At 74.8% G+C, this 20,286-nt stretch carries 14 protein-coding genes and 1 riboswitch; of the genes, 9 read left to right on the forward strand and 5 right to left on the reverse strand.

Annotated elements, in window-relative coordinates; genetic code table 11:
* Positions 1-14: 14 nt before the first annotated feature.
* Genes ACSLIC_RS05805 through cobG form a run of 3 tightly spaced genes read right to left on the reverse strand, consistent with a single transcriptional unit; the run spans position 15 to position 3,533 of the window.
* Positions 15-1,580 (reverse strand): precorrin-2 C(20)-methyltransferase, encoded by a 1,566-nt coding sequence (locus tag ACSLIC_RS05805; protein WP_436736606.1) that lies wholly within the window; start codon positions 1,578-1,580, stop codon positions 15-17.
* Entirely contained in the window at positions 1,577-2,203 is a 627-nt protein-coding gene (locus tag ACSLIC_RS05810) for a precorrin-8X methylmutase (protein WP_436736607.1), read from the reverse strand. The genes ACSLIC_RS05805 and ACSLIC_RS05810 overlap by 4 nt, the downstream gene beginning before the upstream one ends.
* A complete protein-coding gene (cobG, locus tag ACSLIC_RS05815; protein WP_436736608.1) occupies positions 2,196-3,533 on the reverse strand; it encodes a precorrin-3B synthase in 1,338 nt (445 codons plus the stop codon). The genes ACSLIC_RS05810 and cobG overlap by 8 nt, the downstream gene beginning before the upstream one ends.
* Before the next feature lie 758 nt (positions 3,534-4,291).
* Positions 4,292-4,367: riboswitch (cobalamin riboswitch) on the forward strand.
* A gap of 54 nt (positions 4,368-4,421) precedes the next feature.
* On the opposite strand from cobG, the gene cobN reads away from it, so the two are divergent.
* The 5 genes from cobN to ACSLIC_RS05840 all read left to right on the forward strand — a co-directional run bounded on the left by cobN (position 4,422) and on the right by ACSLIC_RS05840 (position 14,797).
* Positions 4,422-8,030: a cobaltochelatase subunit CobN gene (cobN, locus tag ACSLIC_RS05820; protein WP_436736609.1), complete on the forward strand. Its 3,609-nt coding sequence runs from the start codon at positions 4,422-4,424 to the stop codon at positions 8,028-8,030.
* 160 nt (positions 8,031-8,190) lie between these two features.
* Positions 8,191-10,038 carry a methylmalonyl-CoA mutase family protein gene (locus ACSLIC_RS05825; protein WP_436736610.1) on the forward strand — a complete coding sequence of 616 codons (1,848 nt, stop codon included), beginning with the start codon at positions 8,191-8,193 and terminating at the stop codon, positions 10,036-10,038.
* Positions 10,038-12,248: a methylmalonyl-CoA mutase gene (scpA, locus tag ACSLIC_RS05830; protein ID WP_436736611.1), complete on the forward strand. Its 2,211-nt coding sequence runs from the start codon at positions 10,038-10,040 to the stop codon at positions 12,246-12,248. The genes ACSLIC_RS05825 and scpA overlap by 1 nt, the downstream gene beginning before the upstream one ends.
* A gap of 11 nt (positions 12,249-12,259) precedes the next feature.
* The gene (gene meaB, locus ACSLIC_RS05835; protein WP_436736612.1) at positions 12,260-13,258 is read left to right on the forward strand and encodes a methylmalonyl Co-A mutase-associated GTPase MeaB; all 999 of its coding nucleotides are present in this window, start codon (positions 12,260-12,262) and stop codon (positions 13,256-13,258) included.
* Between the two features lie 162 nt (positions 13,259-13,420).
* Positions 13,421-14,797: an NAD-dependent succinate-semialdehyde dehydrogenase gene (locus ACSLIC_RS05840; RefSeq protein WP_436736613.1), complete on the forward strand. Its 1,377-nt coding sequence runs from the start codon at positions 13,421-13,423 to the stop codon at positions 14,795-14,797.
* Between the two features lie 75 nt (positions 14,798-14,872).
* On the opposite strand, the gene ACSLIC_RS05845 is transcribed toward ACSLIC_RS05840, so the two are convergent.
* Positions 14,873-15,178 carry a hypothetical protein gene (locus tag ACSLIC_RS05845; protein WP_436736614.1) on the reverse strand — a complete coding sequence of 102 codons (306 nt, stop codon included), beginning with the start codon at positions 15,176-15,178 and terminating at the stop codon, positions 14,873-14,875.
* 187 nt (positions 15,179-15,365) lie between these two features.
* Between ACSLIC_RS05845 and ACSLIC_RS05850 the strand changes: the two genes are divergently transcribed.
* Positions 15,366-15,740 (forward strand): arsenate reductase family protein, encoded by a 375-nt coding sequence (locus ACSLIC_RS05850; RefSeq protein ID WP_436736615.1) that lies wholly within the window; start codon positions 15,366-15,368, stop codon positions 15,738-15,740.
* Between the two features lie 13 nt (positions 15,741-15,753).
* On the opposite strand, the gene ACSLIC_RS05855 is transcribed toward ACSLIC_RS05850, so the two are convergent.
* Positions 15,754-16,671 carry a Gfo/Idh/MocA family protein gene (locus tag ACSLIC_RS05855; RefSeq protein ID WP_436736616.1) on the reverse strand — a complete coding sequence of 306 codons (918 nt, stop codon included), beginning with the start codon at positions 16,669-16,671 and terminating at the stop codon, positions 15,754-15,756.
* Between the two features lie 156 nt (positions 16,672-16,827).
* Between ACSLIC_RS05855 and glnII the strand changes: the two genes are divergently transcribed.
* The 3 genes from glnII (at position 16,828) to ACSLIC_RS05870 (ending at position 19,945) form a co-directional block, all read left to right on the forward strand.
* A complete protein-coding gene (gene glnII, locus ACSLIC_RS05860) occupies positions 16,828-17,847 on the forward strand; it encodes a glutamine synthetase (protein WP_436736617.1) in 1,020 nt (339 codons plus the stop codon).
* Between the two features lie 391 nt (positions 17,848-18,238).
* A complete protein-coding gene (locus tag ACSLIC_RS05865) occupies positions 18,239-18,889 on the forward strand; it encodes a winged helix-turn-helix domain-containing protein (protein ID WP_436736618.1) in 651 nt (216 codons plus the stop codon).
* A gap of 45 nt (positions 18,890-18,934) precedes the next feature.
* Positions 18,935-19,945, forward strand: coding sequence for an NAD-dependent epimerase/dehydratase family protein (locus tag ACSLIC_RS05870; RefSeq protein ID WP_436736619.1), 1,011 nt, complete (start codon positions 18,935-18,937; stop codon positions 19,943-19,945).
* The last annotated feature ends 341 nt before the right edge of the window (positions 19,946-20,286 follow it).

Genomic DNA, 20,286 nt, shown 5'->3' on the forward strand with positions numbered 1-20,286 from the left:
GCGGAGCGGAGGTGTCAGGCTCCGGTGGTCGGCTCCGGGTAGCGGCGCGGGGTCCAGACCGTCTCGGGGGCGCCGGGGGTGCGGCGGACGGCACGGGTCTGGGAGGAGCCGATGATCAGCAGGGTGCGCATGTCGACGTCGGCCGGGTCCAGGTCGGCGAGGCGGACGGTGCGGACGCGTTCGCCCGGGCCGCCGACGTCGCGGGCGAGGACCACCGGGGTTTCGGGGCTGCGGTGCTCCAGCAGCAGGTCACGGGCCTTGCCGACCTGCCAGGTGCGGCTGCGGGAGCCCGGGTTGTACAGGGCGAGGGCGAGGTCGGCGCGGGCGGCGGCGGAGAGCCGTTCGGCGATGACCTCCCAGGGCTTGAGCCGGTCGGAGAGGGAGATCACCGCGTAGTCGTGGCCGAGCGGCGCCCCTGCGCGGGCGGCGGCGGCGTTGGCGGCGGTGACCCCGGGCAGGACACGGACCGGCACGTCCCGGTACGGGCCTTCGGCGGCGGCCTCCAGGACGGCGGTGGCCATGGCGAAGACACCGGGGTCGCCGCCGGAGACGACGGCCACCCGGCGGCCCCGGCGGGCCAGGTCGAGGGCGAACTCGGCGCGTTCGGCCTCGACCTTGTTGTCGGAGCCGTGCCGGATCTGGCCGGGGCGGTGCGGCACCCGGCCGAGGTAGGTGGTGTAGCCGACGAGGTCCTGGGCGGCGGCGAGCGCGCCCCGGGTCTCGGGGGTGAGCCAGAGCGGTCCGGCCGGGCCGGTGCCGACCACGACGACCTCGCCGACGGGCGCCGTCGCGGCCTCCTCCTCGGCGGGCACGACGGGCACCGAGGGGGCGCTGCCGTCGACGGGCAGGGCGGCGACCCGGCTGGGGACCACGGCGACGGCGAAGTACGGCACCGACTCCGGGTCGGTGTCGGCGAGGTGCCCGGTGCGCTCCCCCTCCATCGTGGCGCGCTCCACGTAACGCGCCTCGGCCAGCCGCCCGCTCGCCTCCAGGGCGCCGCGTACGGCGGGGAAGGTGCGGCCGAGCTTCATCACGACGGCCGCGTCGGTGGCGGCGAGGCGTGCCGTCAGCTCCTCCTCGGGCAGGGTGCCGGGGAGGATGGTCAGCACCTCCTCGCCCTCGACCAGGGGGGTTCCGAGGCGCGCGGAGGCGGCGCTGACCGAGGTGACGCCGGGGACGACCTCGGTCGGGTAGCGGTGGGCCAGCCGCTTGTGCATGTGCATGTACGAGCCGTAGAAGAGCGGGTCGCCCTCGGAGATGACGGCGACGGTCCGCCCGGCGTCGAGGTGGGCGGCGAGCCGCTCGGCGCAGGAGGCGTAGAAGTCGTCCATGGCGCCCTGGTAGCCGCCCGGGTGGTCGGTGGTGCCGGTGGTGACCGGGTAGACCAGGGCTTCCTCGACGTGGTCCGGGCGCAGGTGGGCGGCGGCGATCGCACGCGCGATGGAGCGGCCGTGGCGGGCGCTGTGGTAGGCGACGACGTCGGCCTCGGTGATGACCTGGACGGCCCGCAGGGTCATCAGGTCCGGGTCGCCGGGGCCGAGTCCGACGCCGTAGAGACGGCCGGGGGCGGGGGTGCTCATTCGGTTTCGCTCGCGATCGCGTTGAGGGCGGCGGCGGCCATGGCGCTGCCGCCGCGCCGGCCGCGCACGATCAGGTGGTCCAGGCCCGAGGGGTGGGCGGCCAGCGCTTCCTTGGACTCGGCGGCGCCGACGAAGCCGACCGGGACGCCGATGACGGCGGCCGGGCGGGGCGCGCCCTCCTCGACCATCTCCAGCAGGCGGAAGAGGGCGGTGGGCGCGTTGCCGACGGCGACCACGGCGCCGTCCAGGCGGTCCCGCCAGAGTTCCAGGGCGGCGGCGCTGCGGGTGGTGCCCAGCCGCGCGGCCAGCTCCGGGACGGACGGGTCGGCGAGGGTGCAGATCACCTCGTTGTCCGCGGGGAGCCGCTTACGGGTGACGCCGCTTCTGACCATGTTGGCGTCGCAGAGGATCGGCGCCCCGGCGCGCAGCGCCTCCCGGGCACGGGCCACGACCCGCGGGGTGTGGCCGAGGTCGCGGGGCAGGTCGGTCATGCCGCAGGCGTGGATCATGCGGACGGCGACCTGGGCGACGTCCGGGGGCAGCCCGGTGAGGTCGGCCTCGGCGCGGATCGTGGCAAAGGACTCGCGGTAGATGGCCGCGCCGTCCTTCTCGTACTCAAACACTCTGCTCTCGCTCTTTCCTGACGGCGTCGTGCCGCGTCGGCCGGGGGGTCGAAGGGCTCCGGCGGGCGGCTGCGAGCGCTTCGGGGAGCCGGTGGGCCGGTACGTTCCGCCCGGCGGGCCGGGGCTTCGCCGCCGGGTCGGCCGGGCGGTGGGCCAGGTCGTAGCCGGTGCCGGTCGCCACGGCGTCCACCCAGGCCGTCCCCCGGGGGTGGCCGCAGCGGCGCTCGCAACCGGACCAGTAGACAGGAAGGCCGCCCGGTGCCGCATCCAGGGCGGCCCGGGCGTCGGCCCGCACGTCCGCCAGGGACTTGACACAGCCGGGCCTGCCGGTGCAGGCGCCGACGCCCTCCCAGGGCGAACCCCCGGCGGTCACCAGGCCCGCCCCCGCCAGCTCGGCGGCGGCCTCGGCGGCGCGGGCCGGGGCCAGGCCGGGGACGACGATCCCGCGCCAGGGCGTGGCCCGCAGCGTGCCCGAGCCGTCGCGGGCGGCGAGACCGGCCAACTCCCGCCACCGCGCCGAGGTCAGACGGCCCAGCGGGGCCAGCGCGTGCAGCGCCGCCCGGCCCTCGCGGGGCGGGGTCGGGCCCGGGCGCGGGCCGCCGGACGGGGCCGGGGGCTCGGGGGCCGGGGCGGTACGGGCGCCGGGGACGCGGGCCGCCAGCTCGGCGAGGGTGGCGGTGGACAGGGCCTGTCCGGGCGGGAGTTCGGCGATGCGCCAGGCGCGGGCGGGGCTCGCGCGGGCGGCGGCGAGGAAGAGCAGGGCCGCGGCGTGCGCGGCGGCCGGGGCCGCCCGAGGCGGCAGGCGGAGGCTGCCCGGGACCCCCGGCAGGGTCAGAGCCAGGCCGCCGTCGGGCGTTGCGAGCATTGTCACATCGGCGTCGAGGGCGGCGGTGTCGCCGCGGCCGTCGTCGAGGGCGAACAGGAAGCGGCCCGAGAGGGCCGCGGTGGCCGGGTCGGCGCAGAGCGCCGTGTCCACGGCGGCGACCAGAGGGGTCACGTCGAGGTGGCCGGTGTCGTCCAGCCCGGACAGGGGGGAGGCGACGATGTTGCGTATCCGCTCGTGGGCGGGGGCCGGGAGCAGGCCCGCCCCGGTGAGCCTGGCCTCCAGGTCCTGGCCCGCGTCGGCGGGCAGGGCGCGGAGCTGGATGTTGCCGCGCGAGGTCAGGTCGAGGTTGCCGTCGCCCAGCTCCTCGGCGGCCAGTGCCAGGGCTTGGGCGGCCTGCGCCGGGAGCAGGCCGCCCGGGATGCGGACGCGGGCCAGATGGCCGTCGGCGGCCTGGTGCAGGCGGAGCGCGCCTGGGCAGGCGTCGCCCTGGGCGAGGGTGGGCATGGCCGCGATGATACGAGGGGATCGCGGCCCCCGGGGCGAGGGTGAGGTGGCCTCAAACGCCGGCCCGGCTTGACGTGGCGGGGGGCCGGCTGCCCGCACCCGTCCAAGATGGCCTCAAGCGCCGGCCCGGCTGTCCCTTGTACGGTCCGGCTCCAAACACCCGTCCAAGATGGCCTCAAGCGCCGGCCCGGCTGTCTCTTGCACGGTCCGGCTCCAAACACCCGTCCAAGATGGCCTCAAGCGCCGGCCCGGCTATCTCTTGCACGGTCCGGCTCCAAACACCCGTCCAAGATGGCCTCAAGCGCCGGCCCGGCTATCTCTTGCACGGTCCGGCTCCAAACACCCGTCCAAGATGGCCTCAAGCGCCGGCCCGGCTATCTCTTGCACGGTCCGGCTCCAAACACCCGTCCAAGATGGCCTCAAGCGCCGGCCCGGCTATCTCTTGCACGGTCCGGCTCCAAACACCCGTCCAAGATGGCCTCAAGCGCCGGCCCGGCTGTCTCTTGTACGGTCCGGCTCCAAACACCTGTCCGAGATGGGCGCGAACGGCGGCCGGGCTGTTTATAGCCCGGCCGGTGATCGAGGCCACCGCGTTGGCCCAGGTCGACGGCCGGGGCGGCGTACCCCGAGCTGCCGGGCGGCCCTTACCATGCTCGCGGCGGGCCGTTCGGCCCGCCATCGCCAGAACGGCGCGCCCAGTGCGCCGAGGACCTGGCCCGGGCCGGTACCGGGGTGGGCCCTCGCCACGCTCGGCAAGGGAGGAAGCCCGGTGCGAATCCGGCGCGGTCCCGCCACTGTGAACCCCGCCCCCGAGGGCGGGTGAGCCAGGAACTCCCGCCGTTGTGTCCCACCCCGAGGCGCGGACCTCGGAGGAAGGCTTGACGCCGCATGATCCTGCTCCTGTCGACGTCCGACACCGACCTGCTGAGCGCCCGCGGCGCCGGCGGCCCGGTCCCGTACCGCTTCGCCAACCCCTCGCGGCTGCCGCTGGACGACCTGCCGGAGCTGCTGGACGGGGCCGGCCTGGTGGTGGTGCGGCTGCTGGGCGGGGTGCGGGCCTGGCAGGAGGGGATCGAGGCGCTGCTGGCGCAGGACCGTCCGGTGGTCGTCCTCACCGGTGAACAGGCCCCGGACGCCCAGCTGATGGAGGCGTCCACGGTCCCGATCGGGGTGGCGGCCGAGGCCCACGCCTACCTGGCACACGGCGGCCCGGCCAACCTGGAGCAGCTGGCCCGCTTCCTCTCCGACACCGTGCTGCTCACCGGCCACGGCTTCGACGCGCCCGCGCCCGCGCCGTCCTGGGGGCCGCTGGAGCGCACCCCGGCCCCGGACGCCTCGGGTCCGCTGATCGCGGTGCTCTACTACCGCGCCCATCACATGAGCGGCAACACCGGTTTCGTCGACGCGCTCTGCGCCGCGATCGAGGAGGCCGGCGGCCGTGCCCTGCCGCTGTACGTGGCCTCGCTGCGCTCCCCCGAGCCGGAGCTGCTGGCCGAACTGGGCCGCGCGGACGCGCTGGTGACCACGGTGCTGGCGGCGGGCGGCACCAAGCCCGCCGGGGCGTCGGCCGGGGGCGATGACGAGTCGTGGGACGCGGGGGCGCTGGCCGCCCTGGACGTGCCGATCCTCCAGGCGCTCTGCCTGACCGGCTCGCGCGCCGACTGGGCGGAGAACGACGAGGGGCTCTCCCCGCTGGACGCGGCGAGCCAGATCGCCGTCCCCGAGTTCGACGGCCGCCTGATCACGGTGCCGTTCTCCTTCAAGGAGCTGGACGCCGACGGGCTGCCGGTCTACGTCGCCGACACCGAGCGGGCCGCCCGGGTGGCCGGCACCGCGGTGCGCCACGCCCGGCTGCGCCACATCCCCAACGCCGGGAAGCGCCTCGCCCTGGTCCTCTCCGCGTACCCGACGAAGCACTCCCGGATCGGCAACGCGGTGGGGCTCGACACCCCGGCCAGCGCCGTGGCGCTGCTGCGGCGGCTGAGCGCCGAGGGGTACGACTTCGGGGACGAGCCCGTCCCGGGGCTGGAGTCGGGCGACGGCGACGAGCTGATCCACGCGCTCATCGAGGCGGGCGGCCACGACCAGGACTGGCTGACCGAGGAGCAGCTGGCCCGCAACCCGGTGCGCATCCCGGCGGCCGACTACCGCCGCTGGTACGGCACGCTCCCCGCCGAACTGCGCGAGCGGGTCGAGGAGCACTGGGGGCCGCCACCCGGCGAGCTGTTCGTGGACCGCAGCCGCGACCCGCAGGGCGACATCGTCCTGGCGGCGCTGCGGTACGGGCGGCTGCTCATCCTCATCCAGCCGCCGCGCGGCTTCGGCGAGAACCCGATCGCGATCTACCACGACCCCGACCTGCCGCCCTCGCACCACTACCTGGCCGCGTACCGCTGGCTCCAGGCGCGCGCCGAGGACGGCGGCTTCGGCGCCGACGCCATGGTGCACCTGGGCAAACACGGCAACCTGGAGTGGCTGCCCGGCAAGAACGCCGGCCTCTCCGCGGCCTGCGGGCCCGACGCCGCCCTCGGCGACCTGCCGCTGGTCTACCCGTTCCTGGTCAACGACCCGGGCGAGGGCACCCAGGCCAAGCGCCGGGTGCACGCCACCCTCGTCGACCACCTGGTGCCGCCGATGGCCCGCGCCGAGAGCTACGGCGACATCGCGCGCCTGGAGCAGCTGCTCGACGAGTACGCGGCGATCTCCTCGATGGACCCGGCGAAGCTCCCGGCGATCCGCGCCCAGATCTGGACGCTGATCCAGGCCGCCAAGCTCGACCACGACCTGGGTCTGCGGGACCGGCCGGACGACGACGGCTTCGACGACTTCCTGCTCCACGTCGACGGCTGGCTCTGCGAGGTGAAGGACGCCCAGATCCGCGACGGCCTGCACGTGCTCGGTGCCGCGCCGACCGCGAAGGCGCGGGTCGGCCTGGTCCTGGCGATCCTGCGGGCCCGCCAGATCTGGGGCGGCACCACGGCGCTGCCCGGGCTGCGCGAGGCACTGGGCCTGGACGAGTCGGCCGCCACCCGCACCACCGCCGACGAGGCCGAGGAGCGGGCCGAGGCGCTGGTCCAGGCGATGGACGACGCGGGCTGGGACCCCGAGGCCGCGGTCCGGGTCGCCGGGGGCCACGGGCAGGCGGTCGCGGACATCCTGGCGTTCGCCGCCCGCGAGGTGGTGCCGCGCCTGGCGGCGACCACGGACGAGCTGGACCACGCGGTGCACGCGCTGAACGGCGGCTTCGTCCCGGCCGGCCCCTCGGGCTCACCGCTGCGCGGCCTGGTCAACGTCCTGCCGACCGGTCGCAACTTCTACTCCGTCGACCCGAAGGCGGTCCCCAGCCGCCTCGCCTGGGAGACCGGGCAGGCACTCGCCGACTCGCTGCTGGAACGGTATCGGGCCGACCACGGCGACTGGCCCGTCTCGGTGGGCCTGTCGCTGTGGGGCACCAGCGCGATGCGGACCTCCGGCGACGACGTGGCCGAGGCGCTGGCGCTGCTCGGGGTCCGCCCGGTCTGGGACGACGCCTCGCGGCGCGTCACCGGACTGGAGGCGGTGCCGTTGGAGGAACTGGGCCGCCCGCGCGTCGACGTGACGCTCAGGATCTCCGGTTTCTTCCGGGACGCCTTCCCGCACACCATCGGGCTGCTGGACGACGCGGTACGCCTGGTGGCGGGGCTCGACGAGCCGAACGAGGACAACCACGTGGCGGCGCACGCCCGCGCCGACCTCGCCGAGCACGGCGACGAACGCCGCGCCACCACCCGTATCTTCGGCTCCCGTCCGGGCACCTACGGCGCGGGCCTGCTCCAGCTCATCGACTCCCGCGACTGGCGCACCGACGCCGACCTCGCCGAGGTCTACACGGTGTGGGGCGGCTACGCCTACGGCCGGGAGCTGGCGGGCCGCGAGGCGCGGGCCGAGATGGAGAGCGCCTACCGGCGGATCGCGGTGGCGGCGAAGAACACCGACACGCGCGAGCACGACATCGCCGACTCGGACGACTACTTCCAGTACCACGGCGGCATGGTCGCGGCGGTCCGCGCGCTCAAGGGCACGGCCCCCGAGGCGTACGTCGGGGACTCGACACGCCCGGAGACGGTGCGGACCCGGACGCTGGTCGAGGAGACCTCGCGGGTCTTCCGGGCGCGGGTGGTCAACCCGAAGTGGATCGAGGCGATGCGCCGCCACGGCTACAAGGGCGCCTTCGAGCTGGCGGCCACCGTCGACTACCTCTTCGGCTACGACGCGACGACCGGCGTGATCGCCGACTGGATGTACGACAAGCTCACCGAGACGTACGTCCTGGACCCGGAGAACCGGGCGTTCCTGAAGGAGGCCAACCCCTGGGCGCTGCACGGCATCGCGGAGCGGCTGCTGGAGGCCGAGTCGCGCGGGATGTGGGCCGAGCCGGACCCGGAGGTGCTGGCCGCGCTGCGCCAGGCGTACCTGGAGGCCGAGGGCGACCTGGAGAGCGGGCTGGACGGGGAGTGAGGCGCGCGGGCGGGGTCCGGCCGTTCCCGGACGGGAACCCCGTCGGCCCGTCAGGTGCGGATACGTCACCGCCTGCACCGGATCAGCGGCTCTGCGGAGAGGGCAAGGTCACAGGCGCGGGTACTGCTGCCCGTATGCCGCGCTGTCCTAGCATCTGAGCATGACGGTCCTGCCTGACGACGGGCTCTCTCTGGCCGCCGAGTTCCCTGATGCAACCCACGACGAGTGGCAGCGCCTGGTGGCGGGCGTGCTGCGCAAAGCGGGCAAGGACATCAGCGGGACGGCGGCCGAGGACGCGCTGTCCACGACGTTCGACGACGGGCTCCACGCCCGCCCGCTCTACACGGCCGAAGCGGCCGTACCCGACCGGGGCCTGCCCGGCTTCGCCCCGTTCGTACGGGGCGCGCGGGCCGAGGGCAACACCCCGGGCGGCTGGGACGTACGCCAGCGGCACGCCGGGAGTGACGCGGACGCCGTGCGCGACGCGGTCCTCGCCGACCTGGAGAACGGGGTCACCTCGCTCTGGCTCCCGCTCGGCGAGGGCGGTCTGCCCGTCTCCGGGCTGGCCCGCGCGCTGGAGGGCGTCCACCTCGACCTCGCGCCGATCGCTCTGGACGCCGGCGCCGAGACCGCCGGGGCGGCCGACGCCTGGCTGGGCATCGCCGAGGAGCGCGGGGTCGCCGCCGACGCCCTGCGCGGCACCTTCGGCGCCGACCCGCTCGGGTACGAGGCGCGCACCGGCTCCGCCGGGGACACCGCCGCCGCGGTAGCGCTGGCCCGCCGTGCCGTCGAGGGGTACCCGGGCGTCCGGGCGCTGACCGTCGACGCGCTCCCCTTCCACGAGGCGGGCGGCTCGGCCGCGCAGGAGCTGGGCGCCTCGGTCGCCACCGGGCTCGCCTACGTCCGCGAACTGGCCGGTGCCGGGCTGGGCCTGGCCGAGGCGTTCGGCCAGATCGCGTTCCGGTACTCCGCCGTCGCCGACCAGTTCCTCACCATCGCCAAACTGCGTGCGGCCCGCCGGATCTGGGCGCGGGTCGCCGAGGTCTGCGGGGTGCCGGCGGCGGGGGCGCAGCGCCAGCACGCGGTGACCTCGCCGGTGATGATGGCCCGCCGGGACCCGTGGGTGAACATGCTGCGGACCACGGTCGCGGCGCTGGGCGCCGGGGTCGGCGGGGCCGACGCGGTGACGGTGCTCCCCTTCGACCAGGAGCTGGGCGCACCCGACGCGTTCGCCCGGCGGATCGCGCGGAACACCTCCACCATCCTCATCGAGGAGTCCCACCTGGCCCGGGTCACCGACCCGGCGGGCGGCTCGTACTACGTGGAGTCCCTGACCGACCAGGTCGCCGAGGCGGCCTGGTCGTTCTTCCAGGAGATCGAGCGGGCGGGCGGCCAGGCGAAGGCGCTGCGCGCCGGCCTGGTCGGCGAGCGGCTGGCGGCGACCTGGGCGGAGCGCGGCGCGAAGCTGGCGCGCCGCGAGGAGCCGGTGACCGGGGTGAGCGAGTTCCCGAACCTCACCGAGAAGCTGCCCCGGCGGGCCCCGGCGCCCGCGCCGCCGACGGGGGGTCTGCCCCGGGTCCGGCGCGACGAGGCGTTCGAGGCGCTGCGGGCCCGTTCCGACGCGCACCTGGCGGCGACCGGTGCCCGGCCGAAGGTGTTCCTGGCCGCACTGGGCCCGGCCGCCGCGCACACCGCGCGGGTGACCTTCGCCGCCAACTTCTTCCAGGCGGGCGGCATCGAGCCGGTGCACGACCCGGTGACGGTCACCGCGGAGACGGTCGCCGAGGCGTACGCGGCGAGCGGCGCGGGCGTGGCCTGCGTCTGCTCCAGCGACGCGCGCTACGCCGAGGAGGCCGAACCGGTGGCCGCCGCGTTGAAGGCGGCCGGCGCCGGGCAGGTACTCCTCGCGGGCAAGGGCGGGTTCGACGGGATCGACCGGCGGGTCCACGCCGGGTGCGCCGCTGTCGACCTGCTCACCTCTCTTCTCGACCACATGGGGGTGGCGTGATGTCCCAGCCGAAGATCCCGGACTTCTCCACGGTCGGCCTCACCTCCGAGGCCACCGAGGCGGCCGGTGAGGAGCAGTGGCGCGGCGCGGTCGAGGAGGCGTCCGGCAGCGACGTCGCCGACCTGCGCTGGGAGACGCCGGAGGGCATCGGCGTGCAGCCGCTGTACACCGGCCGGGACGTGGAGGGGCTGGACTTCCTCGGGACGTACCCGGGCATCGCGCCGTACCTGCGCGGGCCGTATCCGACGATGTACGTGAACCAGCCGTGGACGATCCGGCAGTACGCGGGGTTCTCGACGGCCGAGGAGTCGAACGCCTTCTACCGGCGGAACCTGGCGGCCGGCCAGAAGGGCCTGTCCGTCGCCTTCGACCTGCCGACGCACCGGGGGTACGACTCGGACCACCCCCGGGTCACCGGTGACGTCGGCATGGCGGGCGTGGCGATCGACTCGATCTACGACATGCGCCAGCTGTTCGACGGGATTCCGCTGGACAGGATGTCGGTGTCGATGACGATGAACGGCGCGGTGCTGCCCGTGCTGGCGCTGTACATCGTGGCGGCCGAGGAGCAGGGGGTGGCGCCCGAGAAGCTGGCGGGGACCATCCAGAACGACATCCTCAAGGAGTTCATGGTCCGCAACACCTACATCTATCCGCCGTCGCCCTCGATGCGGATCATCTCGGACATCTTCGCGTACACCTCGCAGAAGATGCCGCGCTACAACTCCATCTCCATCTCCGGCTACCACATCCAGGAGGCCGGGGCCACGGCCGACCTGGAGCTGGCGTACACGCTGGCGGACGGCGTGGAGTACCTGCGGGCCGGGCGGCAGGCCGGGCTGGACGTGGACGCGTTCGCGCCGCGGCTGTCGTTCTTCTGGGCGATCGGCATGAACTTCTTCATGGAGGTCGCCAAGCTCCGCGCGGCGCGCCTGCTGTGGGCCAAGCTGGTCAGGCAGTTCGACCCGAAGAACGCCAAGTCGCTCTCGCTGCGCACCCATTCGCAGACCTCGGGCTGGTCGCTGACGGCCCAGGACGTCTTCAACAACGTGACCCGCACCTGTGTGGAGGCGATGGCCGCCACCCAGGGCCACACCCAGTCGCTGCACACCAACGCCCTGGACGAGGCGCTGGCGCTGCCCACCGACTTCTCCGCGCGGATCGCCCGCAACACCCAGCTGCTGCTCCAGCAGGAGTCGGGGACCACCCGGTCGATCGACCCGTGGGGCGGCAGCGCGTACGTGGAGAAGCTCACCTACGACCTGGCGCGGCGGGCCTGGCAGCACATCGAGGAGGTCGAGGCGGCCGGCGGCATGGCCAAGGCCATCGACGCGGGCATCCCGAAGCTCCGCGTCGAGGAGGCCGCGGCGCGTACCCAGGCGCGGATCGACTCGGGGCGCCAGCCGGTGATCGGCGTCAACAAGTACCGGGTGGACAGCGACGAGCAGATCGACGTGCTCAAGGTCGACAACTCCTCGGTGCGTTCGCAGCAGATCGCCAAGTTGCGGCGGCTGCGCGAGGAGCGCGACGAGCGGGCGTGCCAGGAGGCGCTGCGGGCGCTGACCGCCTCCGCCGAGCGCGGGAGCGGGCCGGGCCTGGAGGGCAACCTGCTGGCGCTCGCGGTCGACGCGGCCCGCGCCAAGGCGACGGTCGGGGAGATCTCCGACGCGCTGGAGAAGGTGTACGGCAGGCACGCCGGGCAGATCCGTACGATCTCCGGGGTGTACCGGAACGAGGCTGGGGAGTCGCCCTCGGTGGAGCGGACCCGCGCACTGGTGGAGAAGTTCGACGAACAGGAAGGCCGTCGGCCCCGCATCCTGGTCGCCAAGATGGGCCAGGACGGCCACGACCGGGGCCAGAAGGTCATCGCGACGGCCTTCGCCGACCTCGGTTTCGACGTGGACGTCGGCCCGCTCTTCCAGACGCCGCAGGAGGTCGCCCGGCAGGCGGTGGAGGCCGACGTGCACGTGGTCGGCGTCTCCTCGCTCGCCGCCGGCCACCTCACGCTCGTCCCGGCGCTGCGCGAGCAACTGGCCGCCGAGGGCCGGGAGGACATCATGATCGTGGTCGGCGGTGTCATTCCGCCGCAGGACGTCGAGGCGCTGCACGAGGCGGGCGCCACCGCCGTCTTCCCGCCCGGCACGGTCATCCCGGACGCGGCGTACGACCTGGTCGAGCGGCTGGCCGCGTCGCTCGGCCACGAGCTGTGAGCCGCTGACGGATGGCGGCGGCGATCGATCTCGACAGCTATGTGAAGGGCGTGCTCGACGGGCGGCGCGCGCAGATCGCGCGCGCCATCACCCTGGTGGAGTCCACCCGCCCCGCCCACCGGGTGGCGGCCCAGCAGCTCCTGACCGAGTTGCTGCCGCACTCGGGGCGGGCCCGCCGGATCGGCGTCAGCGGCGTGCCCGGGGTCGGCAAGTCCACCTTCATCGACGCCTTCGGCACCCTGCTGACGGGGCTGGGGCACAGGGTGGCGGTGCTCGCCGTCGACCCGTCGTCGGGGCGTACCGGCGGCTCGATCCTGGGTGACAAGACCCGGATGGAGCGCCTGGCGGTCGACCCGGCGGCGTTCGTGCGGCCCTCGCCCTCGGCGGGGACGCTCGGCGGGGTGGCGAAGGCGACCCGCGAGTCGATGGTGGTGATGGAGGCCGCCGGGTACGACGTGGTGCTGGTGGAGACGGTCGGCGTGGGCCAGTCGGAGACGACGGTCGCGCAGATGGTCGACACCTTCCTGCTGCTGACCCTGGCCCGCACCGGCGACCAGCTCCAGGGCATCAAGAAGGGCGTGCTGGAGCTGGCCGACGTGATCGCGGTCAACAAGGCCGACGGCCCGCACGAGCGGGACGCCCGGTCGGCGGCGCGCGAACTGGCCGGGGCGCTGAGGCTGATGCACCCGGCGGACGCCGCGTGGACGCCGCCGGTGCTGCACTGCTCGGCGCGCGAGGGCACCGGGCTGGAAGCGGTCTGGGAGCGGCTGGAACAGCACCGCACGCTCCTGGACTCCACCGGGCGGCTCGCGGCCAAGCGCCGTGACCAGCAGGTGGAGTGGGTGTGGGCGATGGTGCACGACACCCTGCTGGACCGTTTGCACGCCGATCCGCGGGTACGCGAGGTGGCACCGGAACTGGAGGCCCGGGTCCGGGCGGGGGAGCTGACGGCGACGCTGGCCGCGGAGTCGGTGCTCGCCGCGTTCGGCCGGAACGCCCCGGGCGGGTGACGGCCTTCTTCGCCTGGCCGCCTCGGGGTGAGACGGTGGCGGGGTGACTTCCGCGCGGCCGGGCCCCCTGCTCTTCGTGGGGGGGGCCGGGCCGCGCGCCCAACGACCGGGACCGGGCAGCACCGCCCGCGTACGCGCGGGCCGATCTGATGGGGAGACCGCATGACCACGTACAAGATCGTCAACCCCGCGACGGGCAAGACCGAGCGGGAGTTCCCCGAGGCCACCGACGCCGAGATCCAGGAGGCGGTGGGCCGCGCCCACCGGGCCTTCGGCGGCTGGCGGGCGAGTCGGCACGGCGACCGGGTGGCGCTGCTGACCCGGGTCGCGGAGCTGTACGCGGAGCGCAAGGACGAGCTGGCGGCGATCATCACCCGGGAGATGGGCAAGCCGATCGCCCAGGCACGCGGCGAGATCGACATCGTCGTCTCCATCTACCGCTACTACGCCGACCAGGGCCCCAAGTTCCTCATGGACGAGGAGCTGGAGGTGGCCGGGGGCGGCAGCGCCGTGGTCCGCAAGGAGGGCATCGGCGCGCTGCTCGGGATCATGCCGTGGAACTTCCCGTACTACCAGGTGGCGCGGTTCGCGGCGCCCAACCTGATGCTCGGCAACACCGTCCTGCTCAAGCACGCTCCGCAGTGTCCCGAGTCGGCGCTGGCGATGGAGCGGATCTTCACCGAGGCGGGCGCGCCGGACGGCGCCTACGTCAACCTCTTCGCCACCAACGGGCAGGTCTCCACGATCATCGCGGACCCGCGCGTGCAGGGCGTCTCGCTGACCGGCTCCGAGCGGGCCGGGGCGGCGGTGGCGGAGCAGGCGGGGCGGCACCTGAAGAAGGTGGTGCTGGAGCTGGGCGGCTCGGACCCGTTCCTGGTGCTCCAGCCGGAGGACCTCGACAAGACGGTCAGGTACGCGGTGGTGGGCCGGTTCGGCAACGCCGGGCAGGCGTGCAACGCGGCCAAGCGCATCATCGTCCTGGACGAGCACTACGACGCCTTCGTCGACAAGTTCACCGCGGCGGTCGGCACGGTGGTGCCGGGTGACCCCTCGGACCCGTCGACCTTCATGGGCCCGCTCTCCTCGGCGGATGCCGTGGAGACGCTCGCCGCGCAGATCGAGGACGCCGTCGCCAAGGGCGCCACGGTCCTGGCCGGTGGCCGCCGCATCGACCGGGAGGGCGCCTGGTACGAGCCGACCGTGCTGACCGGGGTGGCGCCGGGGATGCGCGCCTTCGAGGAGGAGCTGTTCGGCCCGGCCGCCGTCATCTACCGGGTCTCCTCGGAGGACGAGGCGGTGGAGCTGGCCAACAACACGCCGTACGGGCTGGGCGCGGCCATCCAGTGCGCGGACGAGGACCGGGCGCTGGAGATCGCCGACCGGCTGGACACCGGCATGGTCTACATCAACCAGGCCGAGGGGAGCGCGGCCGAGCTGCCCTTCGGCGGTGTGAAGCGCTCCGGCATCGGCCGGGAGCTGGGCAAGTACGGCATGGAGGAGTTCGTCAACAAGAAGCTGGTGCGCGTCAAGCGCCGCTGACGGCGGGCTGGCCGGGTGCCGGACCCCAGGGCCCGGCGCGGGGAGTCCCCCGCGCCGGGCCTCGCCGTGACCGGCTCAGCGCGGGTAGTGCATGAGCTGGCGGACCATCCGGCAGGTGACGGTGGACGGCGGGTGGATGCCCAGGCGCACCGCGGCGGCCCGGATGGTGCGGTCGTGGACGTATCCCGGGCCGTGGGCGCCCGCGTCGAGCAGGGCGATGGCCAGGCGCATGGCCTTGAGGCGGCGGTTGTGCCGGACGTACCACTCGCGGGGCCGCCCGGCCGGCAGCCGTCGCTTGGCGAACGGGGCGTACGGCTGCCGGGCGGACGGGTCGGCGGGCGCGACGGTCGGCAGGGGTTCGGTTGCGTGGAGCACGGCCACGGGCATCCTCCTGTCGGTTCGGGAAACCCCCCGGCTTCCCTCGAACACTGGGTCAATTCTACTGCGAGGGACTGACAGTCAGCCCTGGCCAGACCTGGTTCAACGGGGTCCCCGGCGAGGTTGGCCGAATTCGAACAGACGGGGGTGCGGGAGGTTTGGGCGGGGGCTGCGCGGCTACCGTGCGGCCATGGAGATCTGGATCAACCCGGCCTGTTCGAAGTGCCGAGGCGCCCTGTCCCTGCTCGACGCCGAGGGGGCCTCGTACACCGTGCGCAAGTACCTGGAGGAGGTGCCCACCGAGGAGGAGATCCAGGCCGTGCTGGACCGGCTCGGCCTGGAGCCCTGGGACATCACGCGGACCGGCGAGCCGGAGGCAAAGGAGCTGGGGCTCGCCTCCTGGCCGCGCGAGGACGCCGACCGTGACCGCTGGGTCGCCGCGCTCGCGGCCCACCCCCGCCTCATCCAGCGGCCGCTGATCACCGCCGACGACGGCTCGGCCGTGGTGGGCCGTACCGAGGAGGCGGTGCGCGAGGCGCTGGCGCGGGGGCGGGCCGGGGGCTGACCGGGCCGGCCGTTCAGGCGAGCTGGGCCTCGGCCTCGGCGAGGATCTCGGTGAGGCGGGCGCCGAACCGGGCGTCGCAGGGGTGCGGCCTGCCGGTGCGGGCCGCCTCCAGCAGGGCGCCGAGGGCCGCGCCGTACGCGCGTACCGACTCGCCCCAGCGCGGCGGTTCGGCGGTGCCGTGGTCGCCGTACAGGGCGATCTCGACGCCGCCGGCGGCGGGCGGGGCGCCGAGGCCGAGGGTGACGGTCGAGGAGGCACCCGAGGTGTGGCGCAGCACCAGATGGGCGGTGCCCCTCGGGCCGGGGGCGGCGGTGACGGCGGTGACGTCACCGAGGACGGGGATCAGCACGGACAGGGCGTGCGGTCCGACGTCCCACAGGGCGCCCTTCTCCGCGCGCCAGGGGGAGGCGTACTCGTGGGTGGAGCCCGGTGCGAAGAGCGGCGCGATCCACTGGGCGCGGGCGGTGAACCAGTCGCCGCGCGCGGCCTGTTCGGCGATCCAGCCGGCAGTGGGCGGAGCGAACCGCAGGGTGCAGAGGACCACCGAGGCGACCCGCGCGGCCTCGGCCGCCGCCACCACCTCGCGGGCCCCTGCCATCGTGGTCGCCACCGGCTTGTCCAGGAGCAGGTGGCACCCGGCCTCGGCGGCCCGCACCGCGAGGGGTGCCTGCACGTCCGGCGGCAGCGCGAGGGCCACCGCGTCCGCCTCGGCGAACAGTTCCGCGAGCCCGTCCTCCCCGGTGCGGGCGGGCACGCCGTACGCCTCCGCCAGCTCGGCCGCGGCCCCGGCGCGGCGGCCCCAGACGCCGATGAGCTCGGCGCCGGGGTGGGCGGCGACGGCCGGGGCGTGTGCGGACCGCGCCCAGGGGCCGGTACCGAGCAGGGCGACCTTGGTCCTGGCCGTGGGCGTGGGGCTGTCGTCGGGGCTCATGGGGTCAGTGTGCCCGGGGTGCCCACCGGCGCCCGCGCCACCCGCTCCCCCGGGCGCGCGGCGGGTAACACGGGATTCACACTCGGGCAACGGAGGCGACATCGGGCGTTGGAAAGCTGCCGCCGTACCCCGCAGCACCCGCAAAGGATGACGTTCGTGACCTTCAAGGCTGAGTACATCTGGATCGACGGCACCGAGCCGACCGCCAAGCTGCGGTCCAAGACCAAGGTCCTCGCGGACGGCGCCGAGCCGGGCGTCTGGGGCTTCGACGGGTCCAGCACCAACCAGGCCGAGGGCCATGCCTCGGACCTCGTGCTGAAGCCGGTCTTCCAGTGCCCGGACCCGATCCGCGGCGGCGCCGACATCCTCGTGCTCTGCGAGGTGTTCCACATCGACATGACCCCGCACGAGTCGAACACCCGCGCCCTGCTGCGCCCGGTCGCCGAGCAGTTCGCGGGCCAAAAGCCCGTCTTCGGCATCGAGCAGGAGTACACCTTCTTCGACGGGCACCGCCCGCTCGGCTTCCCCGAGGGCGGCTTCCCGGCCGCACAGGGCGGCTACTACTGCGGGGTCGGCGCCGACGAGATCTTCGGCCGGGAGATCGTCGAGAAGCACCTCGACCACTGCCTCGCCGCCGGTCTCGGCATCTGCGGCATCAACGCCGAGGTCATGCCCGGCCAGTGGGAGTTCCAGGTCGGCCCGCTCTCGCCGCTGGAGGTCTCCGACCAGATGTGGGTGGCCCGCTGGCTGCTCTACCGCACGGCCGAGGAGTTCGGCATCTCGGCGACCCTCGACCCGAAGCCGGTCAAGGGCGACTGGAACGGCGCCGGCGCGCACACCAACTTCTCCACCCAGGCGATGCGCGAGGGGTACGAGGCGATCATCACCGCCTGCGAGTCGCTCGGCGAGGGCTCCAAGCCGATGGACCACGTCAAGCACTACGGCGCGGGCATCGACGACCGCCTCACCGGCCTGCACGAGACCGCCCCGTGGAACGAGTACAGCTACGGCGTCTCCGACCGCGGCGCCTCGGTCCGCATCCCGTGGCAGGTCGAGCAGGACAAGAAGGGGTACATCGAGGACCGCCGCCCCAACGCCAACGTCGACCCGTACGTGGTGACCCGCCTCATCGTGGACACCTGCTGCACCGCGCTGGAGAAGGCCGGCCAGGTCTGACCCGCGCCACCGCGTCCCCCGGGGGCGTCCGCCGGACGGCGGGCGCCCCCGGGGGCGTCGGGCACCGCGAACGGCCGGGCGTATCAAGGAGTGGACAGGGTGTCGGGAAGGCTGCCCCGCGCCGCGGGCCCGTGCTTCAATGGCTCCATGGTCGGCTACCAGCACACCGTCACGGGGCGATGCGACCTCGAACCGTTCTGGCCGTCCCGTCAGCACCACGACTTCGACCGGGTGTGTTGCCGCGCGTGACCGCGCAGGCCCTCTGAACGCCGCTCACCCCGGCTTCGGCCCGCGCACGGACTTCCCGTCAGGCCCCGGCCCCGTCCCCCCTGGACGGCCCCCGCCGCGACGGTCCCGACCTCCCCTCCGCGCGAAGGAGCTGACCCCCACCATGGCGAACACCCGTACGTTCACCACGTCCCCCACCCCCACCCCCGCCGCCGGCGGCCGGACCGAGGGGCGCCCGCCGGCTGCGCGCCACCGGCTGCGCGCCGTCGGCCTCGACGAGACCCCGCCCCCGGCCGAGGTCGCCGCGCTGCTGCCGCCCGGCGCCACCTGGCTGCCCGCTCCCCCGCACACCCTGCCCTCGCTGCCGGGCCACCCGCCGATGGTCGGCTACCTGGTACTGGTCCCGGTCGGCGAGGCACCGCTCGCCGGGCCCGCCGCCCCGCCGGTCCCCGAAGCCGCCCCGGCCGCCGCTCCCGCCGAGCAGGCGGCCGAGGCCGGAGCGGGGCACCCGGTACGGATCGACACCGTGCGGCGGACCGCCTTCGTCGACGGGCGCCCGCTGGAGCTGACCTACCTGGAGTTCGAGCTGCTGGCGCACCTGGTCCACCATCCGCACCGGGTGCACACCCGCGACCAGCTCGTCACCACCGTGTGGGGATACGGGCACGTCGGCGACGGCCGGACCGTGGACGTGCACATCGCCCGGCTCCGCCGCAAGCTCGGTGCCGAACACCGGGCGTCCATCCGGACGGTCCGCCGGGTCGGCTACACCTACCTCCCGTCCGCCGCCCGCGACGCGGGAATCTCCCCGTAGCAGAACCCGGCCCGCGCGAGGCGCCGGCGTCGCACAGTGGACCCCATGAGACTTCTGGCACTGGGCGGTACGGAGTTCGTGGGGCGGGCGGTCGTCGAGGCGGCGCTGGCCGAAGGCTGGGAGGTGACCCTCCTGCACCGGGGACGCCATCCGGCGCCGCAGGGGGCACGGGTCCTGCTCGGTGACCGGACGGCGCCGGACGGCCTGGACGCGCTGGCCCGGGCCGCCGCCGAGGGGCCCGGCTGGGACCTGGTGGTGGACACCTGGTCGGGCGCGCCCTCGGTGGTCCGGGACAGCGCCGAGTTGCTCGCCCCGCACGCCGGGCGGTACGCGTACGTCTCCAGCCGCTCGGTGTACGGGCCGCCGGCGGTGCGCGGCGGCGACGAGAGCGCCCCGGTCTTCGCGGGCGACCCGGACGCGGGGGCGCGGAGCTACCCCGAGGACAAGCGCGGCGGCGAACTGGCGGCGGCGCGCGCCTTCGGCGAGGAGCGGACGCTGTGGGCCCGGGCCGGGCTGATCCTCGGCCCGTGGGAGAACGTCGGCCGCCTCCCCTGGTGGCTCACCCGCATCGACCGGGGCGGCGAGGTGCCCGCGCCGGGCCCGCGCGACCTGCCCCTCCAGTACGTCGACGTCCGCGACCTCGCCGACTGGCTGCTCGCGGCCGGGCGGGCGGGACTCCACGGGGCGTACGACCTGGTGAGCCCGCCCGGCTTCACCACCATGGGCGAACTGCTCGACACCTGCGTGGCCGTGACCGGCTCCGCCGCGAAGCTGCGCTGGCTCACCCCGGAGGCGGTGCTCGCGGCGGGCGTCGTGCCGTGGCTGGAGCTGCCGGTGTGGATTCCGCCGGGCACCCCGGACCACACGGCCCTGCACAGCAGCGACGTGTCGAAGGCCCTGGCGGCGGGGCTGCGTTGCCGCCCGGTGACCGAGACGGTCCGGGACACCTGGGCGTGGCTCACCACCCTGCCCGGCCGGGTCGCGCCGCAGCGGCCGGACCGGTCGGTGGTGGGGCTGCCCGAGGAGAAGGAGGCGGCGCTGCTGGGGCGGGGCTAGGGCTTGTCCGGCGGACCGTCGGCAGGGCCGCGGCGAAGGAGCGCAGCCAGACCTCGGCGAGCGGGGCGGCGTCGGCGGGGCGGGCGCGGCGCAGGAGCACGGCCGCGCCGGAGGGGTCCGTCTCGGTGTCCATGGCGCAGGACTGTCGCACAGGGTGCCCTCGGGCGCAGCCGGGTGTCGCCTGACGGCCGTGTGGGCCCGAGGAGTTGGCCCGGGCGGAAGGCCCGTGCACGGGGCCGGGCAGCCGACTTCGCGGCCCTGCTCCTCCTCTGGCGGCGCGGGGTGCCGTTCTTCTGAGAGGGACCCGGCTCGCCGCCCTCCCCGGCGAGGGCGGGGCGGCA

The organism is Streptomyces sp. BBFR102, assembly GCF_051397025.1.
Lineage (GTDB): Bacteria > Actinomycetota > Actinomycetes > Streptomycetales > Streptomycetaceae > Streptomyces.